The organism is Pseudomonas sp. LBUM1651, from assembly GCF_059716135.1.
In genome coordinates this window covers 6,129,928-6,155,732 of sequence record NZ_CP166805.1, presented here as the reverse complement: position 1 = coordinate 6,155,732, position 25,805 = coordinate 6,129,928, and the positions used below count along the sequence as shown (strand labels likewise).

Annotated in this window: 20 protein-coding genes and 1 pseudogene; 7 read left to right on the top strand and 14 right to left on the bottom strand. The window is 59.8% G+C overall.

What is annotated here, in order from left to right; genetic code table 11:
• Position 1: 1 nt before the first annotated feature.
• On the bottom strand, positions 2–2,185 hold the full coding sequence (gene uvrD / locus ACA066_RS28865) for a DNA helicase II (protein ID WP_497697569.1): 2,184 nt from the start codon (positions 2,183–2,185) through the stop codon (positions 2–4).
• Between the two features lie 258 nt (positions 2,186–2,443).
• On the opposite strand from uvrD, the gene ACA066_RS28860 reads away from it, so the two are divergent.
• Positions 2,444–5,338: an EAL domain-containing protein gene (locus ACA066_RS28860; RefSeq protein WP_497697568.1), complete on the top strand. Its 2,895-nt coding sequence runs from the start codon at positions 2,444–2,446 to the stop codon at positions 5,336–5,338.
• A 24-nt stretch (positions 5,339–5,362) separates the two neighbouring features.
• Here ACA066_RS28860 and ACA066_RS28855 read toward each other — a convergent pair whose 3' ends face one another.
• A complete protein-coding gene (locus ACA066_RS28855; RefSeq protein WP_497697567.1) occupies positions 5,363–5,677 on the bottom strand; it encodes a hypothetical protein in 315 nt (104 codons plus the stop codon).
• Between the two features lie 352 nt (positions 5,678–6,029).
• On the opposite strand from ACA066_RS28855, the gene hexR reads away from it, so the two are divergent.
• Together hexR and ACA066_RS28845 are read left to right on the top strand one after the other, a co-directional pair.
• The gene (hexR, locus tag ACA066_RS28850) at positions 6,030–6,896 is read left to right on the top strand and encodes a transcriptional regulator HexR (protein WP_008027445.1); all 867 of its coding nucleotides are present in this window, start codon (positions 6,030–6,032) and stop codon (positions 6,894–6,896) included.
• A 199-nt stretch (positions 6,897–7,095) separates the two neighbouring features.
• The gene (locus ACA066_RS28845) at positions 7,096–7,305 is read left to right on the top strand and encodes a PA3496 family putative envelope integrity protein (RefSeq protein ID WP_017341588.1); all 210 of its coding nucleotides are present in this window, start codon (positions 7,096–7,098) and stop codon (positions 7,303–7,305) included.
• Here ACA066_RS28845 and ACA066_RS28840 read toward each other — a convergent pair.
• The gene (locus ACA066_RS28840) at positions 7,247–8,209 is read right to left on the bottom strand and encodes a LysR family transcriptional regulator (protein ID WP_497697566.1); all 963 of its coding nucleotides are present in this window, start codon (positions 8,207–8,209) and stop codon (positions 7,247–7,249) included. The two genes, ACA066_RS28845 and ACA066_RS28840, sit on opposite strands and share 59 nt — an antisense overlap.
• Before the next feature lie 190 nt (positions 8,210–8,399).
• Here ACA066_RS28840 and ACA066_RS28835 point away from each other — a divergent pair, with 190 nt between their 5' ends.
• A complete protein-coding gene (locus ACA066_RS28835; protein ID WP_447891256.1) occupies positions 8,400–9,815 on the top strand; it encodes an acetyl-CoA carboxylase biotin carboxylase subunit in 1,416 nt (471 codons plus the stop codon).
• A gap of 100 nt (positions 9,816–9,915) precedes the next feature.
• Positions 9,916–11,724 (top strand): sodium-extruding oxaloacetate decarboxylase subunit alpha, encoded by a 1,809-nt coding sequence (gene oadA, locus ACA066_RS28830; protein WP_497697565.1) that lies wholly within the window; start codon positions 9,916–9,918, stop codon positions 11,722–11,724.
• A 77-nt stretch (positions 11,725–11,801) separates the two neighbouring features.
• On the opposite strand, the gene ACA066_RS28825 is transcribed toward oadA, so the two are convergent.
• The 3 genes from ACA066_RS28825 to ACA066_RS28815 form a co-directional block, all read right to left on the bottom strand.
• Positions 11,802–13,850 carry an autotransporter outer membrane beta-barrel domain-containing protein gene (locus tag ACA066_RS28825; protein WP_497697564.1) on the bottom strand — a complete coding sequence of 683 codons (2,049 nt, stop codon included), beginning with the start codon at positions 13,848–13,850 and terminating at the stop codon, positions 11,802–11,804.
• A 300-nt stretch (positions 13,851–14,150) separates the two neighbouring features.
• Positions 14,151–14,984, bottom strand: a complete 834-nt coding sequence (locus ACA066_RS28820) for an amino acid ABC transporter permease (RefSeq protein ID WP_497697563.1) — start codon at positions 14,982–14,984, stop codon at positions 14,151–14,153.
• Positions 14,981–15,802 carry an ABC transporter substrate-binding protein gene (locus ACA066_RS28815; RefSeq protein WP_497697562.1) on the bottom strand — a complete coding sequence of 274 codons (822 nt, stop codon included), beginning with the start codon at positions 15,800–15,802 and terminating at the stop codon, positions 14,981–14,983. The genes ACA066_RS28820 and ACA066_RS28815 overlap by 4 nt, the downstream gene beginning before the upstream one ends.
• 113 nt (positions 15,803–15,915) lie before the next feature.
• On the opposite strand from ACA066_RS28815, the gene ACA066_RS28810 reads away from it, so the two are divergent.
• A complete protein-coding gene (locus ACA066_RS28810) occupies positions 15,916–16,815 on the top strand; it encodes a homocysteine S-methyltransferase family protein (protein ID WP_497697561.1) in 900 nt (299 codons plus the stop codon).
• A 107-nt stretch (positions 16,816–16,922) separates the two neighbouring features.
• Here the strand turns inward: ACA066_RS28810 and ACA066_RS28805 are convergent, their stop codons facing one another.
• Genes ACA066_RS28805 through ACA066_RS28795 form a run of 3 tightly spaced genes read right to left on the bottom strand, consistent with a single transcriptional unit; the run spans position 16,923 to position 18,691 of the window.
• Entirely contained in the window at positions 16,923–17,594 is a 672-nt protein-coding gene (locus tag ACA066_RS28805) for a GNAT family N-acetyltransferase (RefSeq protein ID WP_497697560.1), read from the bottom strand.
• A gap of 17 nt (positions 17,595–17,611) precedes the next feature.
• Positions 17,612–18,058, bottom strand: a complete 447-nt coding sequence (locus ACA066_RS28800) for a GNAT family N-acetyltransferase (protein WP_497697559.1) — start codon at positions 18,056–18,058, stop codon at positions 17,612–17,614.
• 9 nt (positions 18,059–18,067) lie between these two features.
• Positions 18,068–18,691 carry an FMN-binding negative transcriptional regulator gene (locus ACA066_RS28795; RefSeq protein WP_497697558.1) on the bottom strand — a complete coding sequence of 208 codons (624 nt, stop codon included), beginning with the start codon at positions 18,689–18,691 and terminating at the stop codon, positions 18,068–18,070.
• Positions 18,692–18,781: 90 nt separating this feature from the next.
• Between ACA066_RS28795 and pdxR the strand changes: the two genes are divergently transcribed.
• Positions 18,782–20,332, top strand: coding sequence for a MocR-like pyridoxine biosynthesis transcription factor PdxR (gene pdxR, locus ACA066_RS28790; protein WP_497697557.1), 1,551 nt, complete (start codon positions 18,782–18,784; stop codon positions 20,330–20,332).
• Positions 20,333–20,542: 210 nt separating this feature from the next.
• On the opposite strand, the pseudogene ACA066_RS28785 reads toward pdxR, so the two are convergent.
• From ACA066_RS28785 to ACA066_RS28765, 5 genes and pseudogenes are all read right to left on the bottom strand, one after another.
• Positions 20,543–20,704: pseudogene (locus ACA066_RS28785) on the bottom strand (polyamine ABC transporter substrate-binding protein); the annotation flags it as partial.
• A gap of 13 nt (positions 20,705–20,717) precedes the next feature.
• Positions 20,718–21,749 carry a histone deacetylase family protein gene (locus ACA066_RS28780; RefSeq protein ID WP_497697556.1) on the bottom strand — a complete coding sequence of 344 codons (1,032 nt, stop codon included), beginning with the start codon at positions 21,747–21,749 and terminating at the stop codon, positions 20,718–20,720.
• A gap of 247 nt (positions 21,750–21,996) precedes the next feature.
• Entirely contained in the window at positions 21,997–22,989 is a 993-nt protein-coding gene (locus ACA066_RS28775) for an AraC family transcriptional regulator (RefSeq protein WP_497697555.1), read from the bottom strand.
• A 175-nt stretch (positions 22,990–23,164) separates the two neighbouring features.
• On the bottom strand, positions 23,165–24,169 hold the full coding sequence (locus tag ACA066_RS28770) for an asparaginase (RefSeq protein ID WP_497697554.1): 1,005 nt from the start codon (positions 24,167–24,169) through the stop codon (positions 23,165–23,167).
• A 143-nt stretch (positions 24,170–24,312) separates the two neighbouring features.
• Positions 24,313–25,761 (bottom strand): alanine/glycine:cation symporter family protein, encoded by a 1,449-nt coding sequence (locus ACA066_RS28765; RefSeq protein ID WP_497697553.1) that lies wholly within the window; start codon positions 25,759–25,761, stop codon positions 24,313–24,315.
• Positions 25,762–25,805 lie beyond the last annotated feature (44 nt).

The following is a 25,805-nucleotide window of genomic DNA, read 5'->3' as shown; positions in this document are numbered from 1 at the left end:
TTTAGATCGCTTCCAGCTTCGCGTAACCCAGCATCAGCCACTTGCTGCCTTCGCTGAAGTTCACCTGCACCCGCGCCTGAGCCCCGGCGCCTTCGAAGTTCAGGATCACGCCATCGCCAAACACCGAATGCCGAACGGCCTGGCCGAGACTGAAACCGGTGTCGGGGATCTCGCTGCCACCAAACAGGCTGCTGGAACTCTGCTGCTGACCGCCGCCAAACGGACGGCTGACACTGTTGGAAAGCCGTACTTCCTGGATCAGGCCTTTCGGTACTTCACGTACGAAACGCGACACCTTGTTGTAGGTCTCGCTGCCATACAGGCGTCGGGTTTCAGCATAGGTCATCACCAGGTTCTGCATGGCGCGGGTAATGCCGACATAGGCCAAACGACGTTCCTCTTCAAGTCGTCCCGGCTCTTCCAGGCTCATCTTGTGCGGGAACAGCCCTTCTTCCATGCCCACCAGGAACACGTAAGGGAATTCCAGGCCCTTGGCGCTGTGCAAGGTCATCAACTGAATGCTGTCTTCGTGCTCGTCGGCCTGAGTATCGCCAGCCTCCAGCGACGCGTGACCGAGGAATGCCGCCAGTGGCGTCAGGTCTTCATCCTCTTCCGAGTTTTCGAAGTTGCGTGCGGCGCTGACCAGTTCCTCAAGGTTTTCTACCCGTGCCTGGCCTTTCTCGCCTTTTTCCGCTTCGTGATAGGCAATCAGTCCGGACTGCTCGATGACGGTCTGAGTCATCAGGTGCAGCGGCATCTCCATGCACTTGGCGGCAAGGTTCTCGATCAACTCGATAAACGCGCCGAGCGCACCCGCTGCGCGACCGGTAAGGCCTTTATTGGCGACCAGCAGGCGCATCGCTTCCCACATCGACACGTCGCTGTGGCGCGCATGGTCGCGAATCGCTTCAACGGTTTTCTCGCCGATGCCACGGGCCGGAACGTTGATCACCCGCTCCAGCGCTGCATCGTTGCCACGGCCTTCCAGCAAACGCAGGTAAGCCATGGCGTTCTTGATTTCAGCCCGTTCGAAGAAGCGCTGACCGCCATAGATGCGGTACGGAATACGCTCGCGCAGCAAGGCTTCTTCCAAAACGCGCGATTGGGCGTTGGAGCGGTACAAAATCGCGATATCGCTGCGGGCCAAGCCGGTTTTCAGCGCGCTTTCAATGGTTTCCACCACATAGCGTGCTTCGTCGTGTTCGTTGAACGCGGCGTACAGGTTGATCGCTTCGCCTTCGCCGCCATCTGTCCACAGCTCTTTGCCCATGCGCCCGGTGTTGTTGGCAATCAGGGCGTTGGCGGCCTTGAGGATGCCGGCAGTGGAACGGTAGTTCTGCTCCAGGCGAATGGTCTCGGCGTCCGGGAAATCATCGGAGTACTGATAGATGTTCTCGATTTTCGCGCCGCGCCAGCCGTAGATCGACTGATCGTCGTCGCCGACCACCATCAGGCTGTCGCCGCCCTTGGCCAGTAGACGCAACCAGGCGTACTGCACGGCGTTGGTGTCCTGGAACTCGTCCACCAGAATGTGCCGGAAGCGCTTCTGATAGTGCGACAGCAGGCCTGGGTGATCGCGCCACAGATCGAGGGCACGCAGCAGCAGTTCGGAGAAGTCGATGACGCCGGCGCGCAGGCACGCGGCCTCATAGGCTTCATAAATGCTGCGCATGGTCGCCAGGAACAGATCGCCGCTGGCTTGAATATGTTGCGGGCGCAGGCCTTCGTCTTTCTGCCCGTTGATGAACCACTGGGCCTGACGGGCCGGCCAGCGTTGCTCGTCCAGGCCCAGCTCGCGGATCACCCGCTTGACCAGTCGTTGCTGGTCGTCGCTGTCGAGAATCTGGAAGGTCTGGCTCAAGCCGGCTTCCTGCCAGTGCGCGCGCAGCAAGCGGTGCGCCAGGCCGTGGAAGGTGCCGACCCACATGCCGGCCGGGTTGATACCCATCAGCTGCTCGATGCGATGACGCATCTCGGCAGCGGCCTTGTTGGTGAAGGTCACCGACAGGATTGAGTGGGGCGAGGCGTTCTCGACCTGGATCAACCAGGCGATACGGTGCACCAGCACTCGGGTTTTACCGGAACCAGCACCGGCCAGGACCAACTGACGACCCACGGAGGCAGCTACGGCCTGGCGTTGGGCATCGTTGAGAGAGTTCAGCAGAAGGGAGAGATCATCGCGCATCGGGGCATTCTAGGGGGCCGCGTCACACCGGGCAAACCCCGCTTTGCTTTAGCCGATGAAAGATACGCGCAGGACGACCGGTCGGTCACTGGCTGCAAGCGTTGGCTGGGCTCGCTTCCAGCGTTTTCGGGGCGCAAAGGGCCTCCGGGCTTTTGTCGAATTTATGATCTGGAGCAGTTTGGTAAGGGCATTGGCTTGTGTATGCTCGGTCCACGTTTCGGGCTCATGCTCATCATTATAAGAACAAGAACATTGCCTATGACCCTCAGCTCCGACCTGTCGGGCCCCTCTGTGGAGCCCCGGGTTATCCGCAAACAGTACGCCATGGAAATGGCGGTCGAGCGCACGCGCCTGCTTTACCAGGGCTCGCTGCTGCCTACGCTGTTCATGCTGATCAATGGCCTGGTGTGCGCGGGATTGCTCTGGAGTCCGCAGCGCTACTTCCTGGTCAGCGTCTGGCTGGTATGGCTGCTGTCGCTGGTGGCATTGCGGGTGATTCAGGTCGCGGCGTTCGATTCGGCCATTCCCAACCGCCAGGCCCATCCGGTCTGGCGTCGTATGTTTTTGCTCGGCTCAGCGATGACCGGCCTGACCCTGGCCGGTGCCGGCATCGCCCTGGTGCCGGCGGACAATTTCATCCAGCAAGCCTGGGTGTTCGGCCTGATCGGCGCGGCAGCCCTCTCGGCCAGCGTGGCCTACGCAGTCAGTCTGCCGGCCTTTCTATCCTTTACCTTGCCATGTCTGTTGCCGGCCATCGCCTATTTATTCTGGGGCGGCGACCAGCAGGAGCAGGGCTGGGGCTGGTTCGGGCTGATCTTGCTGGGGGCTTTGAGCGTGGTCGCCTGGCAGGTCAATCGGCTGATTGATCGCGGGTTGCTGCGACGTTTCCAGAATCAGGCACTGATCGAACACTTGCAGCAGGCCCAGAGCCGTAGCGACCAGCTGAACCACGATCTGGCCAAAGAAATCGATCAGCGCCGTCGTGCCGAAGACGAGTTGCGAGAAATTCAGATTGGACTGGAAAGCCGCGTCGCCCAGCGCAGCCTGGAGCTGGATGCGGCCAACCAGGCCTTGAGCAAAAGTGAAGCGCGCCTGGCATTGGCCTTGAAGGCCAGTGAATTGGGGCTATGGGACTGGAACCTGCAAACCGACGAAGTCCATCACACCCATATTCAGGAATTGTTCGGCCTGGAGCCGGAGTTCGTGACGGCCATGCTGCGTCACCTCAAGCCGCGCCTGCATCCCGAGGATTTACCGTCGCTGAAGCGCGCGCTGGTCGAGCATTTGAAGGGGCGCAGCGAGGACTATCAGATTGAGTACCGCGTGCGCCATGGCGATGGCCATTGGGTCTGGATCGAGGACCGCGGTCGAGCGGTTGAGCGCAGCGAAAGCGGCCGGGTGATCCGCATGGTCGGCACCCGGCGCGACATCAGTGCCAGCAAGAGCCTGGAAGCCCAGCAGCAACTGGCGGCGACGGTGTTCGAGGCGGCCAGCGAAGGCATCATGATTTTCGATCCGAATTACGCACTCATCGCGGTCAACCAGGCGTTCAGCCGCTTAACCGGCTATGACATCGACGACATGCTCGGACGCAATGTGGTGGAGTTGCCGTGCAGTCGCGACGCCCGTCGCCACTACGGGACGATTCATCAGGCGCTGGAGCAACACGGCAGCTGGCAGGGCGAACTGGTGGAAACCCGCAAGAACGGCGAGCTGTATCCGCAATGGCTGCAACTGAATACCGTGCGCGATGTGCGGGGGAATGTCAGCCATATCGTCGGTTTCTTCGCCGATCTCTCGGCACGGCGCGAATCCGAAGAGCGCATGCGTTACCTGACGCACTACGATGAACTGACCGGCCTGGCCAATCGTTCGTTGTTCCGCGAACGGTTGCGTGAGGCCCATCAGCGCGTGCGCCAGGGCGGGCGTAGTCTGGCGTTGTTGCACATCAACCTGGACCGCTTCAAGTTACTCAACGACAGCCTTGGCCATGAAATTGCTGACCAGCTGTTGCAAAAGATGGCCCGGCGGCTGGTCAATGCGCTGCCGGAAGCGGACACCATTGCGCGATTGTCCGGCGATGAGTTCGCGGTGCTGTTCGATACTTACGGCAGCCTCTCAAGCCTGGCGCGGGTGGCGACACGCCTATCGACCAAATTGCGTGTGCCGGTGACTGTCGAAGGGCATGAGCTGGTCGTCAGTGCCTCCATGGGCATCAGCATGTTGCCGGATAACGCCCGGGAAATTTCCGCCCTGGTGAGTCAGTCGAACATGGCCATGCAACATGCCAAACACCTGGGCGGCAACAATTTCCAGTTCTACACCGATAGCCTGCAAGCCAGCACGCTCGAGCGCTTGCAGCTGGAAAACCAATTGCGTAAAGCCATCGAAGAGAAGCAGCTGAAGGTGTTTTATCAACCCAAGCTATGCCTCGCCACGGGCCGGCTGAATGCCGCCGAGGCTTTGGTGCGCTGGGATCATCCGACCATGGGCAGCGTGCCGCCAGGAGACTTTATCGGCCTGGCCGAGGAAACCGGACTGATCGGCCCGATCGGCGAGTTCGTGTTGCGTCAGGCGTGCTGGCAGGCCTGCGAATGGCAGCGTCAGGGGCTGGAACCGATTCGGGTGTCGGTCAATTTGTCGGTGCATCAGTTGCGGCAGGGCAAGCTGGTTAGCCTGGTGCGCCAGGTGTTGGAGGAAACCGGCCTGGCGCCGCACTACCTCGAACTGGAGCTTACTGAGAGCCAGTTGCTGGACAGCGTCGAACACATCATCGCGACGTTCCAGCAGTTGCGTGATCTTGGGGTGAAACTGGCCATCGACGATTTTGGCACCGGGTATTCGTCCCTGAGCTACCTCAAGCGTATTCCGGTGGATTACGTGAAGATCGATCAGGCGTTTATCCGCGGTCTGGGGGAGGGCAGTGTGGATGCCGCGATCACCCGGGCGATCATCGCCATGGCTCACGGGTTATCGTTGAAGGTGGTGGCTGAAGGCGTGGAGCGGGCTGAGCAGCTTGAGTTTTTGAAGGTTGAACGCTGTGATGAAGTGCAGGGGTATCTGATCAGTCGCCCGATAGAAGCGGGTGGGTTGGCGGACCTTCTGCGAGCGCAATCCGCCCACGTCGCACAATCAGACCTTCCCGCCACGTAAAGTGACGGGAAGGCGTTTATAGGCTTAGTGTGTAATCAGAACATCATCGATATGGTGAATTAGTTCGCCTTTATAGAAGATGCTGACGCCGGAAACATTAGAATTACCCAGCGCTTTATATTCGACAACTTTGTCCGTTTCAACTTGCAAAGAAACTTCGTTGGAGTTTTCGAGAAGCAACTCCAGTCGCAGATCAAAGGATTTATCCTGCATCGCAGTCATCACCAGTTTAGGGGTAATGCCTGTGTGTGCAACGGTTATGGTGCCGAAGGCGCGGAAAGAAGCTGCGCCAGGCATGCGGTCAATTTGTGCGGTCCAGTTTTTGGTTTTAATGCTCATAGTGTGTAACTCCTGTAATTAAGTTTGATTGCGTCCTGCACGATCAAAGTAACTAGTGGGAGTTGTTTTTGGAAGAGCTTTCTTAGTTGTATTTGTAAGTTTGAGTGTTTCATTTTTTGTTCTTTTAACAACTAAGCTCTGGAACTTTGATTAGGTCGATCAGGGGTGGTTGTCAGCCTCAAGGGTGTGCTTCGGTTGCGCTGGAGCTCTGACAATGAGTGCTACATGAGGTGCGCACGCCTGAAAACGAGGGATTCGGTTACGCATTGAGCAGGCAAAAAGCCAATTCATGTAGTATAACTACAAGCTTGCTACATCCCCGGCGCCTGCCAATAACAAAGAGTCCAGCCCCTTGAATCTGCTGCAACACATCGCCCAGTCACGCCACCTGTTACGCAAGTCGGAGCTGAAGGTCGCCGACCACGTGCTGCTTGATCCAGCGGCGGTGATGCACAGCTCCATGGCCGACCTGGCCCACAGCGTGGGCATCAGCGAGCCGACCATCGTGCGGTTCTGCCGCGCCATCGGTTGTTCCGGGTTTCAGGATCTGAAGCTGAAGCTGGCGCAAAGCCTGGCGGCCGGTGCGAGTTTCGGCCAGTTCGCGATCCATGAAGACGATTCGGTCGCCGACTACAGCCTGAAAATTTTCGACACGACCCTGCATACCCTGATGGAGGTTCGCGAGAAGCTCGACCCGGTGGAGTTGCAGAGGGCGGTGTCGCTGATGTCCCAGGCTCAGCGTGTCGAGTTTTATGGCTTTGGCGCCTCGGGTGCCGTGGCGGCCGATGCCCAGCACAAGTTCTTCCGTTTGCTGCTGACGGCCGCGGCGTATTCCGACCCGCACATGCAGGCGATGTCGGCGGTCACGTTGAAGCCGACCGACGTGGCGATCTGCATTTCCCAGTCCGGGCGTTCCAAGGATTTGTTGATCACCGCGAATCTAGTGCGCGAAAGCGGCGCCTCGCTGATCACCTTGTGCCCGAGCCAGACACCGTTGGCCGAACTGTCGACCGTCAATCTCGCGATCGACGTGCACGAAGACACCGAAATCTATACACCGCTGACCTCGCGCATCGCCCACCTGGTGGTGATCGACGTGTTGGCGATGGGCGTGGCCATGGCGCGCGGGCCGAGCCTGGTCAACCACCTCAAGAGCGTCAAGCGCAGCCTGCGCAGCTTGCGGCTGTCGCCCAAGTCGGTGAAAGCCCTCGACGACTGACGTCGTCGTAAGGTCGTTCCGACCTTAATCGCGAGCAGGCTCGCTCCCACATTTGATCGCGTTCCCCTGTGGGAGCGAGCCTGCTCGCGATGGCGTCCTCAAATACGACAACTTTCATCTGCCTGTAACCCGCCCGCCGCCAAACCGTCATCCCTCGCGCCCATCCTGTAACTCCCGTAATCGCCTTGGGAGACTCGAAATGGCCCAGCCCTACGAAGAACGCAACAGCGCCGTCAAAACCCGTCGTCAGCAAGAAGACCAGCGCCGCATGGAATTTCGCCGCGCCATCGAAGATCGCTGCGAGCGCCGCCAGTTGCTGGCCGAGATCGGCGATTTTCCTGATCTGGAACTCAATTACTGGCAGGCAGCGCCCGCAACTTCCCGTCGAAACGCTCAACCAGGGCGCTGATCTGCAACCGTTCGCTGCGGATAAACGCAAGGAATGCGTGGGCCACCGGCGACAGCCGTTTGGCCTTGGCCTGCACCAGGCACCAGCTGCGAAACAGCGGCAGTTCCTCTACCGGTAGCTCGATCAATCCACCGGTCGCCAACTCCAGGTTCAGGGCGTGGCGCGTTAACAGCGCGACGCCCAGACCCGCCAACACACATTCACGCTGGGCTTCGGCCGATGCGACCTCCTGGGTCTGGTTGAAGTGCACGCGTTTTTCCTTGAAATACTCTTCGCACGCCAGTCGGGTTCCCGAACCGGGTTCGCGCAGCAGCAGCGTGTAGGGTTCGAGGTCCTGCAAGCGCAGCTGCCCCATGTGGCACAGCGGATGATCCGGTGGCGCCACGGCCACGATCGGATTGTTGAGGAACGGCAGAAACTCCAGCCCCATGTCCTGCGGCACCATCGACATGATGACCAGGTCGTCACGGTTGTCGGAAAGGCGCCGAATCACCTGCCCACGGTTGACCACGGTCAGTTGCAGGTTTACCTCAGGATGTTGGCGTTTGAACGCGGCAAACAGGTGCGGCACGAAATACTTGGCGCTGGATTCCACCGCCAGTTTCAACTGGCCTTGCAATGATCCCTGCATGTCCGAGAGCTGCATGTCGAGGTTTTCCAGGCGCCCGAAAATGTCCCGACTGGCACGCTGAAGGGCTTCGGCGGCCTCCGTCATGTAGAGTTTTTTGCCGACGTAATCGAACAGCGGCTGACCAATCAGCTCCTCAAGTTGACGAATCTGCAGGCTCACGGCAGGTTGTGTGAGCGACATTTCATCCGCTGCGCGGCTGTAGGATCGCAAATCACAGACTTCATTGAAGATCTGCAATTGACGCAATGTCATACGCATCAATGACTTACGCATTTTCTACACACTCTCGCACCAGGCTGATGGTTCAACTATAAGTCTTTACTTATGCCTGACCCAATAATTAATCATTTTTGTTAATCCCTTGCGGGGGCTAGTGTGGGGCTGCGACTAAATCGAAACATTTGGTCACGCGTCGACCTGGTCTAGCAGGTCGTGGGTACCACCGGCTCAAGGGAAATTCCAAGTGATAACAAAGATCCTGATCGCCAACCGTGGTGAGATTGCCGTACGAATCGTGCGCGCCTGCGCCGAGATGGGCATTCGCTCGGTCGCGGTCTATTCCGACGCCGACCGCCATGCCTTGCACGTGAAGCGTGCGGATGAAGCCCACAGCATCGGTGCCGACCCGCTGGCCGGTTACCTGAACCCGCGCAAGCTGGTGAACCTGGCCGTGGAAACCGGTTGCGATGCGTTGCACCCTGGCTACGGTTTCCTCTCGGAGAACGCCGAGCTGGCGGACATTTGTGCAGAACGCGGTATCAAATTCATTGGTCCATCGGCTGAAGTGATTCGCCGCATGGGCGACAAGACTGAAGCCCGCCGCAGCATGATCAAGGCCGGCGTGCCAGTCACTCCGGGCACCGAAGGCAACGTCGCGGACATCGCCGAAGCGCTGACCGAAGGCGACCGCATCGGTTACCCGGTGATGCTAAAGGCCACTTCCGGTGGTGGCGGCCGCGGCATTCGTCGCTGCAACAGCCGCGAAGAACTCGAGCAGGCGTTCCCCCGCGTGATCTCCGAAGCCACCAAGGCGTTCGGTTCGGCGGAAGTGTTCCTGGAAAAATGCATCGTCAATCCGAAACACATCGAAGCGCAGATCCTCGGCGACAGCTTTGGCAACGTGGTGCACCTGTTCGAGCGTGACTGCTCGATCCAGCGCCGCAACCAGAAACTCATCGAGATCGCCCCGAGCCCGCAACTGACCCCGGAACAGCGCGCCTACATCGGCGACCTGTCGGTGCGTGCGGCCAAGGCGGTGGGTTACGAAAACGCCGGCACCGTGGAGTTCCTGCTCGCCGAGGGCGAGGTGTACTTCATGGAGATGAACACCCGGGTGCAGGTGGAACACACCATCACCGAAGAAATCACCGGCATCGACATCGTGCGTGAGCAGATCCGCATCGCGTCCGGCCTGCCGCTTTCGGTGAAACAGGAAGACATCCAGCACCGCGGTTTCGCGCTGCAGTTCCGGATCAACGCCGAAGACCCGAAAAACAACTTCCTGCCGAGCTTCGGCAAGATCACCCGTTACTACGCGCCCGGCGGCCCCGGCGTGCGCACCGACACAGCGATCTACACCGGCTACACCATTCCGCCATTCTACGACTCCATGTGCCTGAAGCTGGTGGTGTGGGCGTTGACCTGGGAAGAGGCGATGGACCGTGGCTTGCGCGCCCTCGACGACATGCGTCTGCAAGGGGTCAAGACCACCGCCGCGTACTACCAGGAAATCCTGCGCAACCCGGAATTCCGTAGCGGCCAGTTCAATACCAGCTTCGTTGAAAGCCACCCTGAACTGACCAACTACTCGATCAAGCGCAAACCCGAAGAGCTGGCCCTGGCCATCGCCGCCGCCATCGCCGCCCACGCAGGCCTATGAACAAACAGCTGTAAGTGGCAAGCGGCAAGCTTCAAGTAAAAGCGGATCGGCTTTTTCTTGCAGCTTGTAGCTTGAAACTTGCCGCTATGAGGAGATACCAATGTCCAAGAAGATCTTCGTTACTGACACCATCCTGCGCGACGCCCACCAATCGCTGCTCGCGACCCGCATGCGCACCGAAGACATGCTGCCGATCTGCGACAAGCTCGACAAAGTCGGCTACTGGTCGCTGGAATGCTGGGGCGGCGCAACCTTCGACGCCTGCGTACGCTTTCTGAAAGAAGACCCGTGGGAGCGTCTGCGCCAACTGCGCGCCGCGCTGCCTAACACACGTCTGCAAATGCTCCTGCGTGGCCAGAACCTGCTGGGCTACCGCCACTACAGCGACGACGTGGTCAAAGCCTTCGTCGCCAAGGCAGCGGTCAACGGCATCGACGTGTTCCGTATCTTCGATGCGATGAACGACGTACGTAACCTGCGCGTGGCCATCGAAGCGGTGAAAGCGGCGGGCAAACACGCCCAAGGCACCATCGCTTACACCACCAGCCCGGTGCACACCATCGACGCGTTCGTTGCGCAAGCCAAGCAAATGGAAGCCATGGGTTGCGACTCGGTGGCAATCAAGGACATGGCGGGTCTGCTGACGCCATACGCCACCGGCGAATTGGTCAAGGCGTTGAAAGCCGAGCAGTCGCTGCCCGTGTTCATTCACTCCCACGATACCGCTGGCATGGCGACCATGTGCCAGCTCAAGGCCATCGAAAACGGCGCCGATCACATCGACACCGCGATCTCCAGCTTCGCCTCGGGCACCAGCCACCCTGGTACCGAGTCGATGGTCGCTGCCCTTAAAGGCAGCGAATTCGACACCGGCCTGAACCTGGAACTGCTGCAAGAGATCGGCCTGTACTTCTACGCCGTGCGCAAGAAGTACCACCAGTTCGAAAGCGAATTCACCGCCGTCGATACCCGTGTGCAAGTCAATCAGGTGCCGGGCGGGATGATTTCCAACCTGGCCAACCAGCTGAAAGAGCAGGGCGCGCTGAACCGCATGGGCGAAGTGCTGGCGGAAATCCCGCGCGTTCGTGAAGACCTCGGCTTCCCGCCGCTGGTGACCCCGACCTCGCAGATCGTCGGCACCCAGGCGTTCTTCAACGTGCTGGCCGGCGAGCGCTACAAGACCATCACCAACGAAGTGAAGCTTTACCTGCAAGGCGGCTATGGCAAGGCGCCAGGCACCGTGAACGAGAAATTGCGCCGCCAGGCGATCGGCAGCGAAGAAGTGATCGACGTTCGTCCTGCCGACCTGCTCAAGCCGGAAATGACCAAGCTGCGCGCCGAAATCGGTGCCGTGGCCAAGTCTGAAGAAGACGTGCTGACCTACGCCATGTTCCCGGACATCGGTCGCAAATTCCTCGAGGAACGCGCTGCCGGCACGCTCACCCCGGAAGTGCTGTTGCCGATTCCCGAAGCGGGCGGCGTGGCCTCGGCCGGCGGCGAAGGCGTGCCGACCGAGTTCGTCATCGACGTCCACGGTGAAACCTACCGCGTCGACATCACCGGTGTCGGCGTCAAGGCTGAAGGCAAGCGTCACTTCTACCTGTCCATCGACGGCATGCCGGAAGAAGTGGTGTTCGAACCGCTCAACGAATTCGTTAGCGGCGGCAGCAGCAAGCGCAAGCAAGCCACTGCACCGGGCCACGTCAGCACCACCATGCCGGGCAACATCGTCGAGGTGTTGGTCAAGGAAGGCGACACCGTCAAAGCTGGCCAGGCCGTGCTGATCACCGAAGCGATGAAGATGGAAACCGAAGTCCAGGCCGCGATCGCCGGCAAGGTCACCGCCATCCATGTAGCCAAGGGCGACCGGGTGAACCCGGGCGAAATCCTGATCGAGATCGAAGGCTGAGTTAACAGCCTCGATATACCGCTTTAAACCTCGGGGGGGCATGTGCTCCCCTTTTTTTTCGCCCGAGGTTTTTGAGGTTAGAAGGTCATTCGCCACTGGCCTGTTATGCCGTGATGGCGGCTATCGGTGCCCATTTCACCGGTGAGGCCCACGCCCAGTGTCTGTCGCTTCGATAGAGACAGATCGAGTCCCGCGTCCAGCGTCACACTGTTACGATCCAGCGCGGCACCTTCAACGGTATAAAGATTGTCCTCGGTTGCCAGGTTCTGGCGAGTGAAGCTGTCGAGCTCACCGTAAGTGTGCTTCCAGCCAGCGCTGAAACGTGGGGTCAATTGCATGCCGTTATTCAGTGTATTGAGCTTCGCCATGCGCAGACCGAACGTGCTGTTGAGGTTGCTCCGGGTTTGTCCCTGGACTTGCAGCGATGCATCCCCGCCTTTTTCCGTGTAGCTGCCACGCTGGTAGCGCTGATAGCCGAGGCTGGCGAACGGTTCGATGCTGTAGACGTCACGGCCCAGGTTGTAACCCACTTCTGCGAAGACTTGCTGCGTATTGGCGTCGTACCGGCCTTTGGGGCGATCGCTGAAACCGTTGAAGGCTATCTGACGTTTGGTGCTGCCGTCGTGGCTGCTGTGAGTTGCGCCCAGGCGAAGTGACATGGGGCCGTTTTGACGCAGGGCATAGGCGCCCAAGTGCCAACTGTCGAGAGCACCGTCAAGCAGTCTGCCATCCATTCGCGTAAGGGATTTACCGCCCATTACACCCAAGCGCCATTCCTCATCGATTCCCCAGTCAGCTCCCATTAACAGGCCAGTGGTGGAATGCTGCAGGACGTCAAAGTCGCGATCCAGTTTTCCGCCGTGCCCCAGTGCTTGCAACCAGACCCTGCCGTGGTCTTCGTTGCCGGCAGCCAGGCGAGGTGAATTGTTTCGCTTGCCGGATTTTCCGTAAGCGCTGTCCAGTTGACGCATGGCGGAAAGCATACTGGCGCTGACCGGAGCGTCGCTGTTCAGGGTTAGTTTGGCGAGATTGGCGATGCTGTAGCCGGTTAATTGTTCGATGGCGATTTCGGCTGTTTCCAAGTCGGTACCGAGCAAGGCATCGATTGCAGCATTTCCAGTAGTGAAGGGTGTTCGTGCCGTAGTGCTGGCGGCGATTCTTTCAATACTGCGAGCGAGTTCACGACCGTTTTCGTCGAGCGCGACCTCCTCGATGGACACGTCGTTACGAGCATAGGTCAGGCCGACTGTCTTTTCGTCGTACTGCAAAGTAGGGGTCATGAATGTGAGGTTGTTTTCGATTTGGCCGAAGCGGCCTTCGACTTTGCCGGCCTCAATGACCGTGTACTGGTTGGTTTGCGTGAAATCCCCAACCGCAGCGATTCTCAAGGTTGAATCGCCAAGGCTGGCAGTGCCATCGACCTTGATCGTTTCGCCGCGACCGTCGGCGTTGACCTCATAGGCCAGTACTGCCGAGTTGGACAGGGTCATATTCCCTGCAACGACAGGGGCGCCTTGCAGGCGATTGACGTTCAGTTCACCGCGTACGTTCAATGCACCCACGCGACCGTTGCCGCTGAAGGTGCCCAGGGTTTCTACCTCAACCCCGCCGCCAATCGAGCCGCTGTTGACCAAAGTACCTTGTGTGATTGCGAGGCCCTTTATATGTCCGGTGTTGATGAGTGCTGCACCGGGACGTACCAGCGCGCCGATGTCGAAGTCGCCCGAACCACTGACAGTCCAGTCACCCTGTTTGACTTCCAGCCCCTTGAAATTTCGGGTTTCGCTCACTGAGCCGCCTTTTGCTGCATTGAGTTGCAGGACGTTTTCGCCCGCGCCTCCATCCACTGGCTTTCTGAAAGCTCCTCTAGTCAGTACCGAGACCAAATCGTTGCGCTCGTCCAGGCTCAGGTCGTTCCATTCAGATACTTTCTTGATCGAGGACGGGTGAGTGTCGGTAGCGCTAATGAAAGCGTCGAGGGTGGCAATCAGTTCTTCCGGCGTTTCTACCAGTGCTGCAGATGCATCGGCAGTGCTGTCGTCGGCAATCGAAAATTCAGCGCAACCCAAGCCCAGCGCTATGGCTAAGGCGAGATGTTTTGGTCGGTATTTGTGTTGAACGGGCATTGATTTTGGCCTCTGTTGACAGGAGACCAAACTCTAAAAGGGAGGGTACAAGTGCCGATGTCGGCTGCTTCCGGCAGCTATGCAGGCGGCGTCGGATGGTTGCACGGAAAAAGAACAGCTGAATGGGGGAGGCTGTATTTATCGGTTTTGCTGAGGCGCTTTTTCTTACAGAAATTCGCAGTGAATGTTAGAGAGCTCATGTAGGAGTCCGGCTTGCCGGCGATGGCGTCCTTGAGATCGCCATCGCCAGCAAGCCGGCTCCTACAAGGGTTGCGTATGTTCGAAAGCTGCAATCCTTCCCTAGCTCCGACTCAAATACGCCTTCCCATAATGCCGCTCCATCCGCGCCTGAATCAGCTCCAACCCTATCGACATCACCCAATAAATCACCGCAGCGGTCGTCAGCATTTCGATATAGCGATAGCTCGACCGCCCATACGACTGCGCCAGAAACATCACTTCCCACACCCCCATCACCGAGATCAGTGATGAGTCTTTGAGCATCGAGATGAATTGATTGGTCGTTGGCGGGATGATGGTGCGCATGGCTTGCGGCAGGGTGACGCGCCAGAAGATCACGGTTTCGCGCATGCCCAGCGCCAGCGAGGCTTCGCGTTGGCCGTGAGGCACGCCGAGGATGCCGGCGCGGAAGATTTCGCTCAGGTAGGCGCCGTAGTTCAGCGACAGAGCGATGATGCCGGCAGCAACGGCGCCGGGCACGATGCCGAGTTGTGGCAGGCCGAGGTAGATCAGCAAAATCTGGATCAGCAGCGGCGTACCGCGAAAGAACGACGCATAGAAACTCGCAATTCCGAAGGCCACGGCGCTATTCGACAGCCGCGCGATGGCGGTGACGAAACCCAGCAGCGACGACGCGACGATGGAGCACAGGCACAAAAACAGCGTCAGTGCCGCGCCTTGCAAAAAGCCGTTTGGCGCCAGATGCAGGCCGATCAGGTTGGGCAGTTTGTCGAGGATGATCGAGAACTTCAGGTCGAAGCTCAGGAAGAAACTGGCGAACAAAACCAGCATCGATGCCCAGGTCAGGTACAGCCGCGTGCGAAAACCGAAGATCCGTTGCAGTCGGGACTCAGCCACCTGCGGTGGCTGGGGAGGTGTCGGGAAAGAGGTCATTTGCTGATGTCGGCGCCGATCCATTTTTGCGAAAGCTTGCTCAGGGTGCCGTCCTGTTTCAGTTGAGCGAACACGTTGCGCACCTTGGCGTCCCACTGCGCATCGCCTTTTTCAATGGCCACCGAGTTCGGTTCCGAGTACAGCGGTTCGCCGGCGAGCTTGAAGCGTTTGTCTTCAGTCAGGCGCGGCTGCGCGGTGACGAGGTTGGTGAGGACCGCATCCAGTCGCACGCCCGCGCCCAGTCCCAGGTCCTGAAACGCCACGTTGTCGGTGTCGTACGGGGCGATCTGCACGTTTTCAAACGGGTACTGCAACTGCGTGTCTTCGGCGCCTTCGATCACCAGGTTTTTGTTCAGGTAGCTTTCGTAGCTGGAAGCACTGGTAAGGCCGACTTTCTTGCCGCTCAGGTCCTTGGCGCTGTGGATGCTGTCGTCCTTGGCGTTGACCACGATCACCGCTGGCGAGGCGTAGTACTCGACCGGGAAGTCGAAGACTTCGGCGCGGGCCTTGCTCGGGGTCATGGAGCAAATGCAAATATCGTAGCGCCCGCTCCAGTGGCCGGCGGCGATCACGTCCCAGGACGGGGTTTCGAGGCGCAACTTGACGCCGAGTTTGTCCGCCACGGCTTTGGCCACATCAACATCGAAACCGTCGAGCTGGTTCTGGTCATTGAGGAACGAGAAGGGTGGATAGCTTTCCATCAACACGCCGACCAGTTCTTTCTTTTGCTCGATGCGGTCCAGCGTGGCGCCAGCAAAAGCCTGGGTGGAGGCGGCCAGAATCGTCAGGCCCAAGGCCAATAGCGGTTGAAATTTCACAGTTCGGTCCCTGATAAAAAAATGGTTGTTATTAACCGGATGGTGCGTATTAAATAGTTATAAGAACGACTCCGGTAGTGAGTTATTTTCATAAGCATATGAGTGAAAAGCATATGGGCGCAGGAAGCACAGTGATTCTGGATGGCGGCATGGGTCGGGAGTTGCAGCGCCGGGGTGCGCCGTTCAGACAGCCCGAATGGTCGGCGCTGGCCTTGAGCGAAGCGCCACAAGCTGTGGAAGCGGTGCACGCGGCTTATATCCAGAGCGGCGCGAACGTGATCACCAGCAACAGTTACGCGGTGGTGCCCTTTCACATTGGCGAGGAGCGCTTTGCTGCCGAAGGCCAGGCCCTCGCGGCGGTGGCTGGGGAGTTGGCCCGGCGTGCAGTTGAGGCTGCGGGCAAACCGGTTCGTGTGGCTGGTTCACTGCCGCCGTTGTTCGGTTCCTATCGTCCGGATTTGTTCGACGCGACCCGGGTGACCGAACTGCTCACGCCGCTGGTCGCGGGTCTGGCGCCGTATGTCGACCTGTGGCTGGCGGAAACCCAAAGCTCGATCGTTGAGGCGCGAGCGATTCACGCCGGTCTGCCGAAGGACGGCAAGCCGTTCTGGCTGTCGTTTACCTTGAAGGATGAGGACACGGACGAAGTGCCGCGTTTACGCTCCGGTGAACCTGTGGCTGAAGCCGCTGCGGTAGCGGCCGAGCTGGGCGTCGAGACGTTGCTGTTCAACTGCAGTCAGCCGGAAGTGATCGGGGCTGCTATTGATGCGGCACGGGAAACGTTCGAGCGATTGGGTGTGAAGATTCACATCGGCGCATACGCCAATGCCTTCCCGCCGCAACCGAAAGAGGCGACGGCCAATGACGGTCTGGACCCGTTGCGCGAGGACCTTGATCCGCCGGGTTATCTGCATTGGGCGGCTGATTGGCAGAAGCGTGGGGCGAGCCATTTGGGTGGTTGCTGCGGGATCGGGCCGGAGCACATTGCGGTGCTCGCCCGGCAATTGGGGTGATGCCCTTCGCGAGCAGGCTCGCTCCCACAGGGTTTCGGGTTGGCCACAAACCTGATCGAATGTGGGAGCGAGCCTGCTCGCGAAGGCGTCCATCCAGGCGCTGAAGATTACCCGCGGCACTCCACCAGGGTTTTCAACTGCCCCGACCCGGTCTGGTTTTCATCGCTCAACCACCGCTCGAACCCCGGGCCAATGGCTGGCCACTCCGAATCCAGAATCGAATACCACGCGGTATCCCGGTTCTGACCCTTGACCACCATGTGCTGGCGGAACACCCCTTCAAAACTGAACCCCAAACGCTCCGCCGCGTACTTGGAGCGGGCGTTGCCGTTATTGCATTTCCACTCCAGGCGTCGATAACCCAGTGCAAAGGATTCCTTGGCCAGCAGATAAACCGCTTCAGTACTTTTCGGCGAACGCTGCATCGGCGCACCGAAGGTCACGTGGCCGATCTCGATGCGGCCCTGAGACGGAACGATCGACATCAGACTGAGAATGCCTTGCACGTCGCCGCTGGCCCGGTCGATCACGCTGAAGAAATACGGGTCGCTGTTGGCCGCGTGGTTGTTCAGCCAGTCGTTGAATGCGCTGCGCTCCGGGAATGGACCGTAAGGCAAGTAATCCCAAAGCTTCGGGTCGGAGCCGGGGCCTTGCAGGGCTTTCCACAAGCCGTCGGCGTGACGCGCCGGGTCGAGTTTTTCCAGGCGGATGAAACGCCCTTCGAGGGTTTGCACAGTGGGTGCCGGGACACCTTTCCAGTCGGCGAGTGAAGTCGACATGCTGTTCTCCTTGAACCTTAAATGGCTTTGCGAAACTGGATGAAACCAGGGCGTTCGGCGATGCGCTCGTAGAGCTGGATCGCGGTGGCGTTGGTTTCGTGGGTCAACCAATGGACCTTGCAGCAGCCGTCATTTTTGGCGGTGGCGTAAACGAATTCGATCAACTGGCGACCGACGCCAGTGCCACGGGTTTCGGGCGTCACCAGCAAGTCTTGCAGGTAGCAGGAGTTTTCGATGCTCCAGTTCGAGCGATGGTAGATGAAGTTCACCATGCCAACTGCTTTGCCATCGGCCCAGGCCAGCGCCGAATGAGTCGGTTCGCTCGGGTCGAGCATGCGCTGCCAGGTGCTGTCGGTGACCGCCTCGGGCAGTTCGGTGTTGTAAAAGCGCAGGTAGGCTTGCCACAACGGCAGCCACGCGGCGTGATCGTCGGCGGTGACCTGGCGGATTTCAATCTGACTCATGTTTATTCCTTAACGCATCAAGTGGGCGAGGGCCTGGTCGTGCTCATCGGGGCTGGCGGCGAGCCCTTCGCGCACACCGGCGATGTCTGCGGCGCTGCGGTTCTGGCTGAGTTTGCGTTTGCCTTCCAGGCGCTGGATCGGCAGAGCGAACCCGACGATCGCTTTGAGCATGCCGTCGATGTAGTCGGCGGGAGCGTCGGCGACTTTCCATGGTTGGGCGCGACCGGCTTCGTGACGATCGGTCAGTGCGCTGACCAGATTGAGCAGGCGCTCGGCGTCGGTGAATACTTCAGCCGTACCGTAAGCGTGGACGGCGACGTAGTTCCAGGTTGGCACCACTTTGCCGTGCTCGGCTTTGCTCGGATAAAACCCCGGGCTGACGTAAGCGTCGGCACCGGCAAAAATCACCAGCGCTTCGGCGCCATTTTGCAGTTCCTTCCACTGGGGGTTGGCCCGGGCGAAGTGACCGTAGAGGGTGCCATTCGGGCCCTGGTCAGGGCTGAACAGCAGCGGCAGATGACTCGCTTGCAGGCCTTGCTCGCCGTGGGTAACGACCATGGCGAGGCGGGTGCCGAGTATCTGCTGCTGCAGATCGTGCAAATCTTTGATGGCGAAGCCGCTGGGGTTGTACATGGAAAAACTCCTTGGCGAATGCCTTCATCCTAGGCAGGCTATTGGTCTGTTGTAAGAGCCATTAACGACCAATTTCATAGGTCCATTGTCATGAGCGAAGCACCGCTTTCCCTGTCGTTCAACCCCGCCGGTATCGACCTCGATCGTCGCCAGGGCTTGAGTCGGCAGCTCTACCAGGCATTGCGCCTGCGGGTGCTCGACGGCCGACTGGCCAGTGGCACGCGATTGCCGGCCAGTCGAGACCTGGCGGCGGCGCTGGCGATTTCCCGCAACAGCGTGGTCCGGGCCTACGATCAGCTCTATGCCGAGGGGTTTATCGAAGGGCGAGTCGGTGACGGCACTTACGTCGCACAATTGCCGCAAACCGCACTGCCGGCAAAAAAACTATCCACAAAAGTATCCACAGGGTTGTCAACAGGGTTACCCACAGCCTTATCCACAAATTGGCTGGATTTACCTGTGATTCCATCCAGTAAAGTTATCCACAGCGGTGCGCTGGGGCGCGTTGAAAAGAACCATTTAGCCCTGCCACCGAGTGGTCCGCCCCGCGCTTTTCGGGTCGGCGTTCCAGCGTTTGATCTGTTTCCTTTCGAGGTGTGGGCCAAGCTGAATGCGGCTTTCTGGCGTAAACCGGATTTGCAGCAGTTGTGTTACGGCGATCCGGCGGGGGATGCGCGCTTGCGCGGAATGATTGCTGCTTATTTGCGCAGTTCTCGGGGCATGCAGTGCTCGGCTGAGCAAATAGTGATCACCAGTGGCGCGCAGCAGGGGATTAGCCTTTGTGCACAGCTGCTGGTGGAGCCGGGCGATGGGGTGGCGATTGAAAATCCGGGGTATCGGGCGGCGGGTCATGCGTTCGCCGTGGCCGGTGCGAAATTGCATGGGGTGGCGGTGGACAGTGAGGGCATCGACTGTACTGAATTGGCCCGGCTCAGTGATTGTCGGCTGGCCTATGTCACGCCTTCGCATCAGTACCCGACCGGGGTGGTGATGAGTCTGGCGCGACGCCTTGAATTACTCGCTTGGGCAGAGCGCAACCAAGGCTGGATCGTCGAGGACGACTACGACGGCGAGTACCGTTACAGCGGCGCACCGCTGGCGCCGTTGGCAGCGCTGGACCGACAGGGACGGGTTTTGTACGTCGGGACCTTTGGCAAAGTCGCGTTCCCGGCGTTGCGCCTGGGTTATCTGGTGTTGCCGCCCGCACTGGTGCAGGCGTTTTCTCAACGTCGAGCGGTGGACGTTCGGCATTCCGAAGTCAGCACCCAAGCGGTGATGGCCGAGTTCATGGCCGCCGGGCATTTCCAGCGGCACATCCGCCGCATGCGCCGTGCGGCCCTGAGTCGACGCAATACATTGTTGGCCGGCTGGCCGCAGAACATCCCCGGCATTGGCAGCCTGCCGAGTGTTGCGGCAGGGTTGCATATGACGGTGCCTGTCGACTCACAGGCCCGCGAGTACGAACTGGTGGAAAAAGCCGCCAGTGTCGATGTCGAAATCAATGCGCTGAGCAGCTATTGGCTGCCGGATTCGCAACAACCGGTGGACCAGCGTGCCGGGCTGGTCCTGGGTTTCGCGGCCGTGCCCGAGGCGGCCATCAGTACCGCACTCGGGCGACTGGAAAAGGTCTGGCGCCGTTAAGCGGTTACGGTTCAACACGACGCAAGTCTTACGATTTTGAGGCTGATGGCGGCACCTTTGCGAAGAACAGTGTTGTTGCCAGTTGTGGGCTGATTTCGCTGTGATAGATCGAGATCGCATGGAGATCGTCATTCGCACTGCGAGCTTCGAACGCGTCGCCCAGTAGCCGTTGCTGCACAGTTTTCAGATGCGTCGCGGTGAAGGTTTGTGCAGTTTGGTCTGGGTGTTCTGCGCCTTGAAGTCTTCCAGCGCTTTGGGGGTGATGTAGTCGAACCAGTTGTAGACGCGCAACGTTCGCTCTTCGGCGTGAGCGGCCCCGCTGAGCACCGTGGCGCACAGGGCGGGGACGATAAGACGCTTGAGTCTGTTCATTATTGTTGTTTCCTCATTGAGCGCTTTCAAAACCTTCAAGCACGTTCACGGCGTTGATGCCGATTTCTTCGACCGCGTAACCGCCTTCCATCACGAACAGCGTCGGTACGCCGAGCTTCGCAATGCGCTCGCCCATCGCCAGGTAATCCGGGCTGTCGAGTTTGAATTGGGAGATCGGATCGTCCTTGAACGTATCGACGCCCAGGGACACGACAACGATGTCGGCGCCGTATTTTTCGATCTCTTTGCAGGCGTGTTCCAGCGCTGCGCTCCAGGTGTCCCAACCGCTGCCGGCGGGCAAAGGGTAGTTGAAGTTGAAGCCTTCGCCCGCGCCTTCGCCCAGCTCGTCTTCATAACCGAGGAAGAACGGGAATTCGGCTTCCGGATGGCCGTGGATCGAGGTGAAGAGCACGTCGCTGCGCTCGTAGAAAATCGATTGAGTGCCGTTGCCGTGGTGGTAATCGACGTCGAGGATCGCGACTTTCTTGTGGCCCTGATCGAGGAAGGCTTGAGCGGCGATGGCGGCGTTGTTGAGGTAGCAATAACCGCCCATCAAATCGCTGGCGGCATGGTGTCCCGGTGGGCGGCACAAGGCGAAGGCGCTGCGTGCGCCGCGCTGGATTTCTGCCTGGGCGGTGAGCGCAACTTGTGCTGCGCTGTATGCCGCTTGCCAGGTGCCGGCGGTAATTGGCGCGCCGCCGTCGAAGCTGTAATAGCCGAGCTGGCCGTGCAGGCTGGTGGGCTTGATGGCACGCAAGGTGCGGGCCGGCCAGGTGTAGGGCAGCAAGTCGCCGTCGGTGTTGAATTCGGTCCAGCGGGACCAGGCGCCTTTGAAGAAGTCGAGGTAGTCGCGACTGTGGATGCGCGCGATCGGGTCGAGGCCGAAATCCTTCGGCACTTCAACGGGGCCGAGGTTCTGGTTTTGCACCCGCGCCAGCACGTGGTCGGCACGCGAAGGCATTTCAAAGCAGGGCTTGAGTTGCCCGTCTATCAATTCACAACGGCCGTGGTGCAGGTGGTGATCGTCCGAGTAGATCGTCAGCATTTCTTGTTCTCCGCAGGCTGATTCGGTTGGCTACAGTCTTGCGGCGGACGGCTATTCGGAGAACGGCAGGAAAGGCCAAAAGGGGATCGATATGGCCAAAATAGTTGACCGAAATTCGCCCCTCATTAATGCACCTCGCCCTCTGTAGGAGCAAAGCTTGCTCGCGATGCGAACACCACGATGTATCTGTTAAATCGCGGTGATGCCATCGCGAGCAAGCTTTGCTCCAACAGGGGATGGGGCGTATTCAAGGGCGGAACTGGCTCGGCGCCACACCACTCCAGCGCACAAACGCATGGCGAAAACTTGCGGTCTCGCTGAAACCGAGCGCTTCAGCGATCCGGTAAATCGGCATCTGGTCTTCGCAGAGCATGTGCTTGGCCTGCTCGAACCGCAGCTCATCCAGCAATTCCTGATAACTGCACCCCAGATCCTTGAGGTGCCGGCGCAGGGTCCGCGCCGAGCAATTCATCTGCTCGGCCAGGCCTTCGAGGCCCGGCGCCGCGTTGAGTTGAGCACTGAGCAACTGGCGAATCCGCCCCAGCCACGCCTGGCGTCCGGTGAACTCGAGGTTCTGCTTGCGGCAGCGTTCGGCCATGGCCTGATGGGTGATGACATCCGCAAGCGGCAGGGGTTGGTCGAGCCAGCGCTTGTCGAAGGCGAAGGCGTTGTCCCGCGCTTCGAAGTGCAGCGGGCAGTTGAAGTGTTCGGCGTAGGTCGCTTGATAGTCCGGCGCAGTATGTTCGAAGCGCGCGGCGATCAACGGCAGCGAGTGACCGAGCAGGTCGTCGCAGATGACTTTCAACGACACCAGGCAGAATTCGGCATTGAACACCGCCATCGCCGGGCTCTCCCGGTAGTCGGCGGCGACGAACCAGATGCGTTCGCCGTCGTCCTCCAGGGTCAGCTCGAAAAGTGTTCCCAACAGCGCCGGATACCGCATCGCCAGGCGCAAAGCGTCACCGAAGGTGGCACTGGTGAGCAGTGCATAACCGAGCATCCCGTAGCAGGAAACGTGCATGCGCCGACCCAGCTCCAGGCCTATGTCACGCTTGAGCGCAACCGCGTTGGCGCAGACCTGCATCTCCTGGTTGGTGGTGATGCGCGTGTCGGCCCGGCTCAGGTCCGCCGCACTGATGCCACTTCCGGCGAGCAGCGCTTCGCTCGACAGGCCTTCGGCCTTGAAAGTGTTGAGCACCAGAGAGACGGCGTTGAGGGTGGTGAGGTGGGAGTGGAGCATGGGCGGTTTCCAGCCTTGGGATGGCTGAAGAACAGCAAGTTACATGCCGAGCGATGGACACTGTAGGAGCGAGCTTGCTCGCGAAAAACCAAAAGGCGCCGCTGGGTATCTGGTTTTACGCGTTATCGTTCACGACCTTCGCGAGCAAGCGCGCTCCTACAGGATTTGAGGTGTATCAGATCAGTTCGCCGCAAAGGTCCAATTCAACTAGCCGGCGAACTTCAGCAGTATCCAGCCCGGCACCCAGCAACCCATGCAACTTGCCGAACGCCGCTTCACGGGTCATGCCTCCACCGGACAACACACCGACTCCACGCAAGCGGCTACCGGCCTCATACACATCCAGCTCGACACCGCCTTCATGGCACTGCGTCACCGCAACCACCACCACCCCGTTGTCCCGCGCGCGACCGAGGCTGGCAAGAAACTCGGGGTTGTCGCTCGGCCCGGTGCCGCTGCCGTAGCACTCCAGCACCAGCCCCTGAATGCCGCTGTCGAGCAGGCCGTCGAGAATCTCGGCGCCGATGCCTGGAAACAACGGCAACACCGCGACCTTCGCCAACTGCTTAGGCTGGTTGTAGTTGAGTTGTGCAGGTATCGACGGCGCTTTCACGCCGCCACCCTGACGCTCCAGCCGTTTGAACGGATGTCGACCGAAACTGCGCACCTTCGCGCAACGGGTCGGGGCCAGCAGCTCGCCGTGGAAGTACAAGTGCACACCCGGCGCCAGGCCCTGGCCGAGGGCGACCAGCGCGCCGCCGAGGTTTTCCCAGGCATCGCTGTCAGTCACGCCGGCCGGCAGCATCGAACCGGTAAAGCACACGCGGGCGTGCAGGCCGAGCAATTGAAAGCTCATGGCCGCAGCGCTGTAAGCCAGCGTGTCGGTGCCATGCAGGATCAGCATACTGTCGCAGCCCTGTACGTCGACGGCATCGACCACCGCTTCACGCAGTTGCTGCCAGTACGCTGGAGACATATTGGCGCTGTCGATCAGCGGCGACATCTCGCGAAAGCGCCACTGCGGCACCACCAGCTCCGGCTGGCTTTGCAGGTATTCGCGCATCCGCGCTTCAAAACCGGATGCCGGTGCCAGACCATGTTCGCTGGCTTGCATGCCGATGGTGCCACCGGTGTAGAGCACCATGACGTGCTGGGCGGCAGGAAAGGAATTGGGAACCATGGGGAAGTCTCCGCAAGAGATGACATGTGGGAGCGAGACCGGCTTGCCGGCGATGGCGGTATGTTAGACATTAATGTGTCAACTGACAGTCCGTCATCGCCAGCAGGCTGGCTCCCACAGGTTGTGCACCCTTCGTTTAACGATCAGCGTTGCGCTGCGGGTACGCCTTGGGGCTCGGCTTGAGCCTTGGTGGCGGCTGGCGGGTTGGCTGGCCAGGCGTTCAGGTCCAGGTCCAGGTCCGGGAACTTGCTCGAATCGAACACCGGCGTTTTGATGCCGGCAGCGCGCTGGTCATCGTAGTCACGCAGGATGCGCATGCCGACCTTGAACAGCAGGAACAGCGCAATCAGGTTCACGAACGCGAGCAGGGTCATGGTGATGTCGGCAAACGCGAACACCGTGCCGAGGTTCTCGATCGCACCCCAGAAGATCAACACCAGTACCAGCGCGCGGTAGCCGATCAGCGCCTTGCGGTTTTCACCGATCAGGAAGCGCAGGTTGCTCTCGCCCAGGTAGTAGTTGTAGAGAATCGAGGTGAACACGAACAACGCCAGTGCCACGGAGATGAACATCCGGCCCCAGTCGCCCACGACAGCGGCGAGCGAGTTCTGGGTCAGGGCAATGCCATCGCCTTCGAAGCCAGGGGTGTAGAAGCCCGAGAGCAGGATCAGCAACGCGGTGCAGGTGCAGATCACGAAGGTGTCGAGGAACACGCTGAACGCCTGAACGACGCCTTGTGACACCGGGTGTTCAACCGACGCCACGGCCGCCACGTTTGGCGCACTGCCCAGGCCCGCTTCGTTGGCGAACACGCCACGCTTCACGCCCATGACGATGGCGCTGCCGATCAGGCCGCCGAAGGCCTGGTCGAGACCGAAGGCGCTTTTGACGATAGTCATCAACATGCCCGGGACGTGGTCGAATTGCAGCACGATCACGTAGATGGTCACGCCGATGTACACCAGGGTTTTCACTGGCACCAGCAGGTCAGCAACCTTGGCGATACGCTTGATCCCGCCAATGAACACCAGACCCAGCAACACTGCCAGGGCCAGGCCGGTCCAGGTGGTGTCGAGGCCGAACGCGTTGTTCAACGAGTGGGTCACGGCGTGGGATTGCAGGCCGTTGAAGGCAAACCCGAAGGTCACCAGCAACAGGAACGCCATGATCATGCCCAACCAGCGTTTCTGCAGGCCGTGCTGGATGTAATAGGACGGGCCGCCACGGTAAGTGCCGTCGGAATCGCAGCGCTTGTAGAGCTGGCCGAGGGAACATTCGAAGAAGCTGCTGGACATGCCGACCAGCGCGGTCACCCACATCCAGAACACCGCACCTGGCCCACCGAGGGTCACGGCAATGCCGACACCGGCGATGTTGCCTGCACCGACGCGGCCGGCGAGGCTGAGCATCAGGGCCTGGAACGAGCTGAGTTGACCGGCGCTGCTTTTGAGGCTGTCGCGGAACACCGCGAACATGTGGAAGAAGTGACGCAATTGAACGAAACGCGAGCGGATCGTGAAGTAGCTACCGAGCCCGACAATGAGCACGATCAGTACTTTCCCTGAGAGGAAGTCGTTAATGACTTCGAGCATGGATTATTCCTCGCTGTTTTTTGTGTAGGCAAATGCTGGGCGGT

Bases quoted from the DNA above. Each gene is read 5' to 3' on its own strand.
- uvrD (WP_497697569.1), bottom strand. From the start codon at position 2,185: ATGCGCGATGATCTCTCCCTTCTGCTGAACTCTCTCAACGATGCCCAA.
- ACA066_RS28860 (WP_497697568.1), top strand. From the start codon at position 2,444: ATGACCCTCAGCTCCGACCTGTCGGGCCCCTCTGTGGAGCCCCGGGTT.
- ACA066_RS28855 (WP_497697567.1), bottom strand. From the start codon at position 5,677: ATGAGCATTAAAACCAAAAACTGGACCGCACAAATTGACCGCATGCCT.
- ACA066_RS28845 (WP_017341588.1), top strand. From the start codon at position 7,096: ATGGCCCAGCCCTACGAAGAACGCAACAGCGCCGTCAAAACCCGTCGT.
- ACA066_RS28840 (WP_497697566.1), bottom strand. From the start codon at position 8,209: ATGCGTAAGTCATTGATGCGTATGACATTGCGTCAATTGCAGATCTTC.
- oadA (WP_497697565.1), top strand. From the start codon at position 9,916: ATGTCCAAGAAGATCTTCGTTACTGACACCATCCTGCGCGACGCCCAC.
- ACA066_RS28825 (WP_497697564.1), bottom strand. From the start codon at position 13,850: ATGCCCGTTCAACACAAATACCGACCAAAACATCTCGCCTTAGCCATA.
- ACA066_RS28820 (WP_497697563.1), bottom strand. From the start codon at position 14,984: ATGACCTCTTTCCCGACACCTCCCCAGCCACCGCAGGTGGCTGAGTCC.
- ACA066_RS28810 (WP_497697561.1), top strand. From the start codon at position 15,916: ATGGGCGCAGGAAGCACAGTGATTCTGGATGGCGGCATGGGTCGGGAG.
- ACA066_RS28805 (WP_497697560.1), bottom strand. From the start codon at position 17,594: ATGTCGACTTCACTCGCCGACTGGAAAGGTGTCCCGGCACCCACTGTG.
- ACA066_RS28800 (WP_497697559.1), bottom strand. From the start codon at position 18,058: ATGAGTCAGATTGAAATCCGCCAGGTCACCGCCGACGATCACGCCGCG.
- ACA066_RS28795 (WP_497697558.1), bottom strand. From the start codon at position 18,691: ATGTACAACCCCAGCGGCTTCGCCATCAAAGATTTGCACGATCTGCAG.
- pdxR (WP_497697557.1), top strand. From the start codon at position 18,782: ATGAGCGAAGCACCGCTTTCCCTGTCGTTCAACCCCGCCGGTATCGAC.
- ACA066_RS28780 (WP_497697556.1), bottom strand. From the start codon at position 21,749: ATGCTGACGATCTACTCGGACGATCACCACCTGCACCACGGCCGTTGT.
- ACA066_RS28775 (WP_497697555.1), bottom strand. From the start codon at position 22,989: ATGCTCCACTCCCACCTCACCACCCTCAACGCCGTCTCTCTGGTGCTC.
- ACA066_RS28770 (WP_497697554.1), bottom strand. From the start codon at position 24,169: ATGGTTCCCAATTCCTTTCCTGCCGCCCAGCACGTCATGGTGCTCTAC.
- ACA066_RS28765 (WP_497697553.1), bottom strand. From the start codon at position 25,761: ATGCTCGAAGTCATTAACGACTTCCTCTCAGGGAAAGTACTGATCGTG.